Source organism: Streptococcus sp. Marseille-Q5619 (assembly GCF_946901205.1).
GTDB lineage: Bacteria > Bacillota > Bacilli > Lactobacillales > Streptococcaceae > Streptococcus.
Genome location: NZ_CAMPPO010000004.1, coordinates 94,484 through 106,845, shown reverse-complemented (window position 1 = coordinate 106,845; position 12,362 = coordinate 94,484). Strand labels below are relative to the sequence as shown.

The window sequence follows — 12,362 nt, the reverse complement described above, 5'->3', positions numbered from 1 at the left end:
ATACAAAAATATTAGCAAATACCAAAGGAGATTATATGAAAACATTGATTGTTATTCCTGCCCTAAATCCTCCACTTGATTTGATTCAATACATAGAAAAATTAAGGCAATCTGGGTTAGAAGATATTCTAATTGTAGATGATGGAAGTAGGTCAGAATGTGGTTATATTTTTGAACAACTAAGAGATAAACAAGGATGTCAGATATTAACCCATGCAAAAAATTTAGGAAAGGGTCGTGCCTTAAAAAATGCTTTTAACTATTTTCTGACAATGCCAAATGTAGAAGAATATAACGGGATTGTCACTGCTGATTCGGATGGACAACATAGGGTTGAAGATGTCTTATCTATGGTAGAGACAATTTCTAATTATCCTGACTCACTCATTTTAGGTTGTCGTGATTTTGATTCTGAAAATGTTCCACCAAAAAGTAAATTTGGGAATAAGCTTACAAAATTAGTATTTAAATTGCTTTATGGTCGAAAAATTACAGATACTCAGACTGGACTTCGAGGCTTTCCAAAGGCAATTTTACATGAAATGTTGGAGATTTCAGGTGAACGATTTGAGTATGAGACTAAAATGTTAATCCATACATTTGATAATTCAATTCCCATCAAAGAAATAAGGATTGAAACTATTTACTTTGATGGGAATGCTGAAACTCATTTCAATCCTATTAAAGATTCATTGAGAATTTACAAAGTAATCTTTGCATCATTCTTTAAATATTTGTTATCTTCTCTTTCTTCCTTTTTAGTTGATATTGGATTGTTTCAGTTGTTCCTTTGGCTTTCCCTATCTGTAGGAATTCATAGAGGAGCATTGTTGATTCTACTATCAACCATTTTGTCAAGAATAATTTCATCTTATTTTAATTTTACAATAAATAAGAATTTTGTCTTTGATGGTGAAAAAAGGATTCATAAAACGATTGTGAAATACTATAGCTTGGCTGCTTTCCAAATGTTGTTGTCTGCAGCAATGGTGACAGTTGTTTGGAATATGTTTTCTGGTTCTGAAACAGCTATTAAAATAGTAGTCGATACAATCTTATTTCTCGCCAGTTATCAAGTTCAAAGAAGGTGGGTGTTTAGAGAGAAGGAGTTACCATGCTAATTGTTTTTAGAATGCTCTTATTATTTTTATCAATTTTTGGATATTTCAGTTTTTTTAGATTAAAGACGAAGATAGAAGTTTCTTTTATTCCAGTTGTGGTTTTTTCAGGTATTGGGACAATCATCTTTCTTTCAGGTCTTTTGAATATATTGAAGCTGACCTCGATTGTTCTTTTTGTATAGGAATATTTCTGAATAAATATTCTCTTTATTTGATAACTGATAAAAAATATATTCAGCAATCCTTTTGTTTTTTCTTGCTATGATATTCTTATTTATCCTTTTAAAAGATAATTTATGGATTCATTATGATAATTTTTCACATTGGGGGATAGTAGCTAAAGAAATTGTAACATATAATCAATTTCCTAATTTTCAATCTGACTTAATACAATTTCAAAGTTATGCGACAGGTAGTGCTAGCTTTATTTACTATATGTCAAAAATTACAGGTCTTCATTCTGAAGGATTTATGAGTGTTGCCCAATCTTGGCTAGTACTTAGTGCATGCTTTACATTTTTTGTATGGATTTCTAGAAATTCGAAAAAGTATAGTATCCCAGTCATAATGTTTATCATACTACTCTTTATAGTAAATATTCAGCCCTATGATTTACTTGTAGATACATTGTTGACATCATTAGCATTGGCTACTATCAACATAATTATCTTTTATCAAAAGAGTTTACAAAAAATAACTTATCAGCTTAGTTTAATTTTTTTATTTTTGATATCTGTAAAAACAAGTGGTATATTTTTTGTGATTTCTGCACTATTTCTCATGATTTTCTATTCTTTTAGGATGAGAAAAGAATTACGGTTTCGTATTTGGTTACAAACATTCTATGTAGTTGTTGGGATTGTCTTTGTAAACATTTTATGGAAAGCACATGTTTCTTATGTTTTTATTGCAGGAAATAAGTCAAAACATTCATTTAGTTTAGTGAGTTATAAGGAGAATTTGTTAGATAAAGGAAAAAGCAAAATAATTGAGATAATGTTTCAATATGCTCAACGAATTTTTTCATTTGATAATATTATTTTAATTTTGCTTGTGCTAATAGGGGGAGTTTTAATCTATTGTATTTTAGCTAAAAAGAAAATATTGGGAATAGAGTTAGTCGTTTTTCCTAGTTTAACTTATATTATTTATCATCTTAATTTGTTAGCTATGTACATTGTATCAATGCCCTATGATGAAGCAAAAAATTTAGATAGTTTCAGTAGATATAATATGACAATTGTATTATTTGTTTTGGGGATTATGCTCATTTATTCTTTAAAATACTCAGTACAGCTTTCTAAATATTTTCTCTATATGCTTTCTATTGTATTGATAGCTGTTGCTTTTATCAATAAAGAGGCATTTAATCAATTTATTACAAGTAAATTTACAGCAGATCGTTATAGAATAGAGGAAAGATTAAGAAGTGTATCCTATAAGAAAGGCATTCCTACAGTAGTTCAAATAAAAAGAAAATCACTATCTAAAGGATATTTATGGTTTCTATTGCGTTATGACTTGCATACAAAAGATGTTAGTATAGACTATCTTGATGAAGAAGTTTCGAATAATAGAGAAAGTGTTCAAGTATTAACTATTGATTATTGATGAAATAGTAATGATTAGTCATGATAGTTTGACTGTCTAAGATGATTCAATTCCTTGAAAACTTTCCAAAATTTGGTATAATAGTACTACTCAAGGGAGTAGCTGGCAGAAACCTGTGATAGTGTCGTCATTCCGAATTTTATACTGAAAAGTATGCTTTCCGGCACTATCTTAAACAGCGAGACTTGTTATGATTAACAGGTCTCTTTTTGTTTGTCGTGAAAAGATGTGATGAGGGAAAAGAGAGTCTGTTTTACACACAATGTCAAGGAGGAGACACATGTCAAAAGAACAAAAACGCCAAGCGTTTTACACTCAGAGTCCTGAAGAGGTCTTGAAGGCTGTGGATGCGATCGAGCAAGGTTTGTCATCAAGTGAGGCTGAAAAGCGCCTTGCTGAATTTGGCCACAATGAACTCGAAGAAGGCGAGAAACGATCAATCTTGGTCAAATTCATCGAGCAATTTAAGGATTTGATGATTATCATCCTAGTTGCGGCAGCAATCTTGTCAGTCGTGACTTCTGGTGGGGAAGATATCGCAGATGCCATTATCATCCTAGCCGTGGTTATCATCAATGCTGCCTTTGGTGTTTACCAAGAAGGAAAAGCAGAAGAAGCCATTGAAGCCCTCAAGTCTATGTCAAGTCCAGCTGCCCGCGTTCTTCGCGATGGGCATATGGCGGAGATTGATTCTAAAGAATTGGTACCAGGCGATATTGTTGCCCTCGAAGCAGGTGACGTGGTGCCAGCAGACCTACGTTTGCTAGAAGCCAACTCTCTTAAAATCGAAGAAGCTGCCCTGACAGGTGAGTCTGTGCCAGTCGAAAAAGACTTGACAGTCGAGCTTGCGACAGATGCTGGTATTGGTGACCGTGTCAATATGGCCTTCCAAAACTCAAATGTGACTTATGGTCGTGGTCTTGGTGTTGTTGTCAATACAGGTATGTACACTGAAGTTGGTCACATCGCTGGTATGCTTCAAGATGCGGATGAGACGGATACACCACTCAAACAAAACTTGAACAACCTTTCTAAGGTCTTGACCTATGCAATTTTGGTCATTGCCCTTGTTACTTTTGTAGTGGGAGTCTTCATTCAAGGGAAAAATCCACTTGGTGAGTTAATGACCTCTGTTGCGCTTGCCGTTGCAGCCATTCCAGAAGGGCTTCCAGCTATCGTGACTATCGTTCTTGCCCTTGGTACTCAAGTTTTGGCCAAACGCCGTTCCATCGTTCGTAAATTGCCAGCAGTTGAAACACTTGGTTCAACTGAAATCATCGCTTCTGATAAGACTGGTACGCTGACTATGAACAAGATGACAGTCGAAAAAGTCTTCTATGATGCGGTTCTACATGACTCAGCTGATGACATTGAGCTGGGTCTTGAAATGCCCCTTCTTCGTTCAGTTGTCTTGGCCAATGATACCAAAATTGATGTTGAAGGCAACCTGATTGGTGACCCAACCGAAACAGCCTTTATCCAATATGCCTTGGATAAGGGTTACGATGTCAAAGGTTTCTTAGAGAAATATCCACGTGTGGCTGAGTTGCCATTTGATTCTGAACGTAAGCTCATGTCAACGGTTCACCCATTGCCAGATGGTCGTTTCCTTGTAGCAGTCAAGGGTGCGCCAGACCAACTCTTGAAACGTTGTGTTCTTCGTGATAAGGCTGGGGATATTGCTCCGATTGATGAGAAGGTTACAAATCTCATTCACACAAACAACTCTGAAATGGCTCACCAAGCCTTGCGTGTCCTTGCAGGTGCTTATAAGATTATTGACAGCATTCCAGAAAACCTCACTTCTGAAGAGCTTGAAAATAATTTAATCTTTACTGGTTTGATTGGGATGATTGACCCTGAACGTCCTGAGGCAGCTGAGGCTGTTCGTGTGGCTAAGGAAGCTGGAATTCGTCCAATCATGATTACGGGTGACCATCAAGACACTGCAGAAGCTATTGCTAAACGTTTGGGAATCATTGACGCAAACGATACAGAAGGCCACGTTTTAACTGGTGCTGAACTCAATGGACTGTCAGATGAAGACTTTGAAAAAGTAGTTGGGCAATACTCTGTTTATGCCCGTGTGTCTCCAGAACACAAGGTTCGTATCGTCAAGGCTTGGCAAAAACAAGGTAAAGTCGTTGCCATGACAGGTGATGGTGTCAATGATGCGCCAGCTCTGAAAACAGCCGATATCGGTATCGGTATGGGAATCACTGGTACAGAGGTTTCTAAGGGGGCTTCTGACATGATTCTTGCAGATGATAACTTTGCGACTATTATCGTTGCAGTGGAAGAAGGACGTAAGGTCTTCTCAAACATTCAAAAGACTATTCAGTATCTTCTTTCTGCCAATACTGCTGAAGTATTGACTATCTTCCTATCAACCTTGTTTGGTTGGGATGTCTTACAGCCAGTTCATCTTTTGTGGATCAACTTGGTAACGGATACCTTCCCAGCAATTGCACTAGGTGTTGAACCTGCTGAGCCTGGCGTCATGAACCATAAACCACGTGGACGCAAGGCAAGCTTTTTCTCAGGTGGTGTTTTGAGTTCTATCATCTATCAAGGTGTACTCCAAGCAGCTATTGTTATGAGTGTTTATGGCCTTGCGATTGCTTACCCAGTACATGTGGGTGATAATCATGCCATTCATGCTGATGCTCTAACTATGGCCTTTGCAACCCTTGGTTTGATTCAGCTCTTCCATGCCTACAATGTCAAGTCTGTATACCAATCCATCTTGACAGTTGGTCCATTCAAGTCTAAGACCTTTAACTGGTCCATCTTGGTATCCTTCATTCTTCTCATGGCAACAATCGTCGTAGAACCGCTTGAAGGAATCTTCCACGTAACCAAACTAGACTTGTCACAATGGGGAATCGTTATGGGCGGAAGCTTCTCAATGATTATTATCGTCGAAATCGTTAAGTTTGTTCAACGTAAACTCGGTTTTGACAAGAATGCGATTTAAGGGAGGTTTCGGATGTCACCATATCAATTACCGACCATATGGCAGGATGAAACTAGTAATCAAGGAGCCTTTACGGGATTAAATAGACCAACAGCAGGTGCCCGTTTCGAACAAAACTTGCCAAAAGGAGAACAAGCTTTTCAGCTTTATTCACTGGGAACACCAAATGGTGTGAAGGTCACTATCTTATTGGAAGAATTACTAGAAGCTGGTTTTGAGCAAGCAGCTTACGACTTGTATAAGATTGCTATCATGGATGGGGAACAATTCGGTTCAGACTTTGTAAAGCTCAATCCAAATTCCAAGATTCCAGCCTTATTGGACCAGTCAGGTACTGAAGATGTAAGAGTCTTTGAGTCTGCTCATATTCTTTTATACCTTGCTGAGAAATTTGGAGCCTTTTTACCAAGCAATCCTGTGGAAAAGGTAGAAGTTTTGAATTGGCTATTCTGGCAAGCAGGTGCAGCACCTTTTCTAGGTGGGGGATTTGGACATTTCTTCAATTATGCTCCTGAAAAATTGGAATATCCAATTAATCGTTTTACGATGGAAGTGAAACGTCAGTTGGATTTGTTGGATAAGGAATTGGCTAAGAAGCCTTATATTGCAGGCAATGACTATACGATTGCAGATATTGCTATCTGGTCTTGGTATGGACAGTTAGTTCAAGGAAAACTTTATCAAGGTTCTGCAAAATTCTTAGATGCCTCAAGTTATCAAAATCTAGTAAAATGGGCAGAAAAAATTGCCAATCGTCCAGCTGTTAAGCGTGGGATGGAAGTAACTTATAAAGAAATTAAGTAGCAAAAAAGTCATCTTCGGATGGCTTTTTGCTACAGTTGAGGGAAAGGGCTTGCAGTTATCGGCTTTTGTGCTATAATTGCTATAATATAGTAAAAAACAAGAGGAGTGTGAGGAAGTGGAAAAGAAAATTGTAAAAGATATTTTGTTTTTATCTCAGGTATCTCAGCCGGCAAGTCAGGAAGACCTTTATCTTGCCAGAGATTTGCAGGATACACTCTTAGCAAATCGTGAGACCTGCATTGGTCTAGCTGCCAATATGATTGGGGTGCAAAAGCGCGTGATTATCTTTAATCTTGGCTTGGTTCCTGTGGTTATGTTTAACCCAGTGCTCCTGTCCTTTGAAGGACCTTATGAGACAGAGGAAGGCTGTTTGTCCTTGACAGGTGTGAGACCTACTAAGCGTTATGAAACCATAAGGATTGCTTATCGTGACAGCAAGTGGCAGGAACAGACCATTACCTTGACAGGCTTCCCAGCCCAGATTTGCCAGCATGAACTGGATCACTTGGAAGGACGAATCATTTAGGAGGAAAGCAAATGAAACGGATAATCTTTGAACTTATTTTTATCGCAACGACCTGGTATATCTTTTTACCGCCCCTTAACCTGACCAGCTGGGAATTTCTCTTCTTCCTCTGTGGGCATTTGTTAGTTGTGGCAATCTTATTTGGCTTTGGCAAGGGGATAAACCTTGTCAAAACGGTTCATGTGCGCCACGGCAAGGCGGAAGCTGCCTTAAATCTTGAGGGTTTCAAAATCAATCGGTTAGGGAAAATCCTTTTAGCTTCTATTGGAGGAATTCTTCTCTTAGCAACCTTGGTTTCCTTGGTGACTTCTAGCATTTTTCAGGCTAAAAATTATGCCAATGTAGTCACGGTTACGGAGAAAGAGTTTTCTGAATTTCCTAAGAGTGACACCAGTAAGGTTCCTATTTTAGATAGAAGTACTGCTGAAAAAATTGGCGACCGCTACTTGGGTTCCCTAACAGATAAGGTGTCGCAGTACGTAGCGGCAGATACCTACACCCAATTGACGATTGATGGGAAACCTTATCGAGTGACGCCACTAGAATACGCAGACCCTATCAAGTGGTTTAATAATCAGGCCAAGGGAATCGGCGAGTATATCAAGGTGGACATGGTAACTGGTAATGCGGACTTGGTGGACTTGAAGACACCAATCAAGTATTCGGACTCGGAGTATTTTAACCGTGATGTCAAGCGTCACCTGCGCTTGAAGTACCCAACTAAAATCTTCAAGACTCCATCTTTTGAGGTGGACGATGAAGGCAATCCTTTCTATGTAGCGACGGTTTACCAAAAGCAGTTTGGACTTGCTGTTCCTCGTCCTGTTTCAGTCATTATCTTGGATGCCACAAATGGAGAAACCAAGGAATACAGCTTGGCAGATGTTCCAGAATGGGTGGACAGGGTCTATCCAGCTGAGGAAACCATTGAGCAAATCAACTACAATGGTAAGTACAAGGACGGTTTCTGGAATGCTATGATTTCCAAGAAAAACGTGACCCAGACTACCAAGGGATATAATTACTTGTCTATCGGTAATGACATCTACCTCTACACAGGTGTGACTTCGGCCAATGCGGATGAGAGTAATCTTGGTTTTATCCTTGAAAATATGCGAACAGGAGAAATCACTAAGTACAGCTTGGCTTCTGCGACCGAAGAATCAGCCCGTGAATCAGCCGAAGGTGCTGTCCAGGAGAAATCCTACAAGGCAACCTTCCCAATCCTCATCAACCTTAATGACAAGCCTCTCTACATCATGGGCTTGAAGGACAATGCGGGCTTGGTCAAAGAGTATGCTTTGGTAGACGCAGTCGAGTACCAAAATGTTATCGTAGCTACGACAGTGGAAGAGCTACTCAGCAAGTACGCCAATAAAAACGACCTTGAAATTGATAATGAAACAACAGAAAGCATCAAGGGTGTGGTAGCAGACCTCAAATCAGCTGTTATCAAGGGCGACACTGTCTATTTCTTTAAAGTTGATGGCAAGATTTACAAGGTCAAGGCCTCAGTATCAGATGACCTCCCTTATCTTGAAAATGGTAAAACCTTCGAAGGTCAAGTAGGAAAAGACAATTATCTCAAGACCTTTAAAGTACAGTAAAAAAGGCTTATTTAAGAAATATATGTTATAATAAGGTAAAATAAGCCTAATGGAGGACAAAGAAATGGGGTTTTATTTGATGGTTGCTTCAATGCTACTTGGATTGCTCGCTTTGAAGATAGGTTTTTCTCAGTTCAAGGAGAAAAAAGATAAATTCTTATCTATCTTAACAAGTTTAGCTGGCCTAGCCCTTGTTCTCGTGGCTGTCTGGTTAGGATGGCCCAAATAAATAGAGAAGCCTCGGTCAAACCGAGGTTTTTCATACTCTTCGAAAATCAAATTCAAACCACGTCAGCTTCACCTTGCCGTACTCAAGTACAGCCTGCGGCTAGCTTCCTAGTTTGCTCTTTGATTTTCATTGAGTATCAGATGAATTTCTTGGTTGTAGCTAAAAAATATGCTACACTATCAATATGAAAATTTTAATCCCAACAGCAAAAGAAATGAACACAGACTTGCCAAGTATCGAGGCAACTCCTTTAAAACCAGAAAGTCAGGCTGTGCTGGATGCCTTGGCCCTCTATTCTGCCAGTCAATTGGAGAGTTTCTACAAGGTATCAGCTGAGAAGGCGGCAGAAGAATTTCAACATATCCAAGCTTTGAAAAGGCAAATTGCTCAACACTACCCAGCCTTGAAACTTTTTGATGGGCTTATGTATCGTCATATCAAGAGAAATAACTTGACCGAGGCAGAACAAGATTATCTTGAAAACTATGTCTCTATTACTTCGGCTTTGTACGGTGTTGTTCCAGCCTTGTCACCTATGGCGCCTCACCGTTTGGACTTTTTGATGAAGTTAAAAGTCGCTGGTAAGACTTTGAAGAGCCATTGGAAGGCAGCCTATGATGAAGCTCTGAAGCAGGAAGAAGTGATTTTCTCTCTCTTGTCGTCCGAGTTTGAGACGGTATTTTCTAAGGAAATTAGAGAAAAGATGGTGACCTTCAAATTCATGGAGGATAGAGGTGGTCAGCTGAAAATTCACTCAACCATTTCCAAGAAAGCGCGTGGTGCTTTCCTGACAGCCCTGATAGAAAATCAAGTACAGACGGTCGATGAAGCTCGTCGCTTAAGCTTTGCGGAATTTAACTACCGAGAAGATCTGTCACAGCCACAGGAATTGGTTTTTGTAAAGGAAGTATGAAAAGATATTTTGTATTTGACAATATGTATCATCAGCTATTTTAGTTTATAAATGAAAAAAGCGAATAAGCTAGTCTTCTGAGTGTCAGAAAAGTAGTCTTGTTCGCTTTTATTATGTTAGTTAGTTTAGTTATACTCAATGAAAATCAAAGAACAAACTAGGAAACTAGCCGCAGGTTGCTCAAAGCACAGCTTTGAGGTTGCAGATAAAGTTGACGTGGTTTGAAGAGATTTTCGAAGAGTATTAGGTATGAAAAAACCACCAAAATGGGTGGCAAAGAGTCATAAAATATCTTTACTTGATAGCATTGATCAAGTCTTGAGCTTGTTTTTCAAGTGAGTTTAGGACTGTTTCTTCTAGAACCAATTTTCCGTCTGCCCAAGCAGAGTCATTGACACGTGCAGCGGTGAAATCGCCAACGATTTGTGTACGGATAAATGGCAAGAGGTCCTTGTAGATAGCGAAGAGTTGATCGTGACCTGCATTGGCTACAGATGATACGGTGACAAACTTGTCTTGAAGGGCAGAAGCGCCACGTGTATCAGACAAGTCAAGGGCACGAGATAGCCAGTCAAGCAAGTTTTTCACTGTTCCAGGGATAGAGAAGTTGTAGACTGGCGAGAAGATCCAGATGGCATCCGCAGCGAGAACCGCTTCACGAGCAGCAGATACAGCTGGATGAGTTGGAACTTCCAAATCTTGGCTGAAGAGAGGAATAGCTGAATAATCAAGATAGCTAACTTCCGCTTTACCAGCAAGTGCTTTCTCAGCTTCGAGCGCCATTTGGTGGTTGAAAGAACCTTGACGTAGTGATCCGACGATAAATAATACTTTTTTAGACATGTTGTGTCTCCTTTTTCTTAAATTTCCGACAACTCTCTCGTTGTTATAAAATATATTACAACAAAACAAAAGGACTTGCAAGAAATTTGCTCAGAGTTTATTTGAAAATGATAAAATTGCAAAAACTCTAGTCACTTGCGACTGGAATGCATTTGATTTTCGAAGAGTATTCTAACATTCTCTTGTAATATGATGACATAAGTGCTAAAATAAATAAGAAAACTCGCAGTAGAAACCGCAGAACAGTTATTTTCTGGTATCATTTCATAAATCATTAAAGGAACAATAATGGCATTGAAGAATGCTTATAAAAGGGGTGGAGATCATGTAAGGCACAGATTAACAAGTGACGGACAAAAGAAATAATAATACACTTGTTAAGGAGAAAAGATGTTAATAAGAAATTATCGGAAAAATATTGGCCTGATGGCCGGAGTTGAGTTTTTTGCATTTCTAGGGATTACCAGTTTTTGGATTCTCTTTCTCAGTCAAAACGGAATGTCTCTTTGGCAGATTGGACTTCTGGAAAGTATTTTTCATACGACCAGTCTTCTCTGTGAAATTCCATCTGGTATGTTAGCTGACCGCTATTCCTATAAGACCAACCTTTATTTAAGTCGTATAGCAGGGATTGTGTCTTCTATTCTTATGTTGGCTGGGCAGGGAAATTTTTGGATTTATGCACTAGCCATGGCGGTAAGTGCCTTGTCTTATAATTTTGATTCGGGAACAAGCGCAGCAATGGTCTATGACTCGGCTGTAGAGGCTGGACTAAAGGAGCGTTATCTATCCATTTCAAGCTTCCTATCAGGAGTAGCAGAAGGAACTCGGTCTTTGGGGACCGTTTTGGCAGGATTTTTTGTCCATGGTCAATTGCACCTGACCTACTATATCATGATTGCGACTTCTATCATAGTTCTTTTCCTGATTTGGATGCTGAAAGAACCTAGTGTCAAGCTAGAAAAAGCTGATAGTGTGACCATGAAACAGATTATTTGGACCGTTAAGGATGAGTTGAAGCGAAATCCCATGCTTTTCAATTGGATGATTTTGTCTCAGATTGTCGGAGTACTCATGTGCATGTTTTACTTTTACTATCAAAATCAGTTACCAGATTTAAGTAGTTGGCAAATTTCAGCAGTTATGCTACTTGGAAGTCTCTTGAATATCCTTGCAGTCTATCTAGCGAGTAAGATTGGAAAGAAATATGCTGCCTTGAAGCTTTTCCCTGTCCTCGTCCTGCTGACTGGCGTCACCTATATGTTGTCCTACTTTGGAACACCTCTAATCTATATTTTGGTCTATTTGATTAGTAATGCTCTATATGCTCTTTTTCAGCCGATTTTTGACAATGATTTGCAAGAGCGGCTCCCAAGTGAAGTAAGGGCAACCATGCTGAGTGTTTACTCTATGATGTTTAGCCTTAGTATGATTGTCTTCTTCCCACTGACAGGGTGGTTGATTGACCATTTAGGCTTTGTAGTAACATTTCTTTATCTAGGATTCTTTTTAGTCATGATTAGTCTTCTACTGGCTATCTTTTTAGGAAAATTGGCTAAAAGAATGGATGAAAAAATTATTTCCTAGATTAAAATAATTTCTGAAAACTTGAGTGCCAAGCTCAGGTTTTTTAATAGGTTGATTTTGGAGCTGTCTTTACTTTTCTTACTCGATTTTAACTAAGAAAAATCAGTTTGCTTTGAAGGAAGAAATAGAATTGGTTGCTTATAC

The 12,362-nt window shown here is 38.7% G+C and carries 10 protein-coding genes; 9 read left to right on the top strand and 1 reads right to left on the bottom strand.

Features of this window, described 5'->3' with window-relative positions; genetic code table 11:
* Positions 1-35: 35 nt before the first annotated feature.
* From OC530_RS05920 to yaaA, 8 genes are all read left to right on the top strand, one after another.
* Positions 36-1,121 carry a bifunctional glycosyltransferase family 2/GtrA family protein gene (locus tag OC530_RS05920; RefSeq protein WP_262080471.1) on the top strand — a complete coding sequence of 362 codons (1,086 nt, stop codon included), beginning with the start codon at positions 36-38 and terminating at the stop codon, positions 1,119-1,121.
* A 246-nt stretch (positions 1,122-1,367) separates the two neighbouring features.
* Positions 1,368-2,732: a hypothetical protein gene (locus OC530_RS05915; RefSeq protein WP_262080469.1), complete on the top strand. Its 1,365-nt coding sequence runs from the start codon at positions 1,368-1,370 to the stop codon at positions 2,730-2,732.
* 280 nt (positions 2,733-3,012) lie between these two features.
* On the top strand, positions 3,013-5,709 hold the full coding sequence (locus tag OC530_RS05910) for a cation-translocating P-type ATPase (protein ID WP_262080467.1): 2,697 nt from the start codon (positions 3,013-3,015) through the stop codon (positions 5,707-5,709).
* 12 nt (positions 5,710-5,721) lie between these two features.
* Positions 5,722-6,513, top strand: coding sequence for a glutathione-dependent disulfide-bond oxidoreductase (yghU, locus tag OC530_RS05905; protein ID WP_262080465.1), 792 nt, complete (start codon positions 5,722-5,724; stop codon positions 6,511-6,513).
* A 115-nt stretch (positions 6,514-6,628) separates the two neighbouring features.
* Complete coding sequence (locus OC530_RS05900; RefSeq protein WP_262080462.1) at positions 6,629-7,039, top strand: peptide deformylase; 411 nt, start codon at positions 6,629-6,631, stop codon at positions 7,037-7,039.
* An 11-nt stretch (positions 7,040-7,050) separates the two neighbouring features.
* On the top strand, positions 7,051-8,646 hold the full coding sequence (locus tag OC530_RS05895) for a hypothetical protein (RefSeq protein ID WP_262080460.1): 1,596 nt from the start codon (positions 7,051-7,053) through the stop codon (positions 8,644-8,646).
* 64 nt (positions 8,647-8,710) lie between these two features.
* Positions 8,711-8,875, top strand: a complete 165-nt coding sequence (locus tag OC530_RS05890; protein ID WP_138705830.1) for a YczI family protein — start codon at positions 8,711-8,713, stop codon at positions 8,873-8,875.
* Between the two features lie 184 nt (positions 8,876-9,059).
* On the top strand, positions 9,060-9,788 hold the full coding sequence (gene yaaA / locus OC530_RS05885) for a peroxide stress protein YaaA (protein WP_262080456.1): 729 nt from the start codon (positions 9,060-9,062) through the stop codon (positions 9,786-9,788).
* 294 nt (positions 9,789-10,082) lie between these two features.
* Here yaaA and OC530_RS05880 read toward each other — a convergent pair whose 3' ends face one another.
* Positions 10,083-10,631, bottom strand: coding sequence for an NADPH-dependent FMN reductase (locus tag OC530_RS05880; protein WP_262080454.1), 549 nt, complete (start codon positions 10,629-10,631; stop codon positions 10,083-10,085).
* A 390-nt stretch (positions 10,632-11,021) separates the two neighbouring features.
* On the opposite strand from OC530_RS05880, the gene OC530_RS05875 reads away from it, so the two are divergent.
* Positions 11,022-12,218: an MFS transporter gene (locus OC530_RS05875; protein ID WP_262080452.1), complete on the top strand. Its 1,197-nt coding sequence runs from the start codon at positions 11,022-11,024 to the stop codon at positions 12,216-12,218.
* Positions 12,219-12,362 lie beyond the last annotated feature (144 nt).

Coding starts and splice junctions, on each gene's coding strand:
- OC530_RS05920 (WP_262080471.1), top strand. CDS start 36: ATGAAAACATTGATTGTTATTCCTGCCCTAAATCCTCCACTTGATTTG.
- OC530_RS05910 (WP_262080467.1), top strand. CDS start 3,013: ATGTCAAAAGAACAAAAACGCCAAGCGTTTTACACTCAGAGTCCTGAA.
- yghU (WP_262080465.1), top strand. CDS start 5,722: ATGTCACCATATCAATTACCGACCATATGGCAGGATGAAACTAGTAAT.
- OC530_RS05895 (WP_262080460.1), top strand. CDS start 7,051: ATGAAACGGATAATCTTTGAACTTATTTTTATCGCAACGACCTGGTAT.
- OC530_RS05890 (WP_138705830.1), top strand. CDS start 8,711: ATGGGGTTTTATTTGATGGTTGCTTCAATGCTACTTGGATTGCTCGCT.
- yaaA (WP_262080456.1), top strand. CDS start 9,060: ATGAAAATTTTAATCCCAACAGCAAAAGAAATGAACACAGACTTGCCA.
- OC530_RS05880 (WP_262080454.1), bottom strand. CDS start 10,631: ATGTCTAAAAAAGTATTATTTATCGTCGGATCACTACGTCAAGGTTCT.
- OC530_RS05875 (WP_262080452.1), top strand. CDS start 11,022: ATGTTAATAAGAAATTATCGGAAAAATATTGGCCTGATGGCCGGAGTT.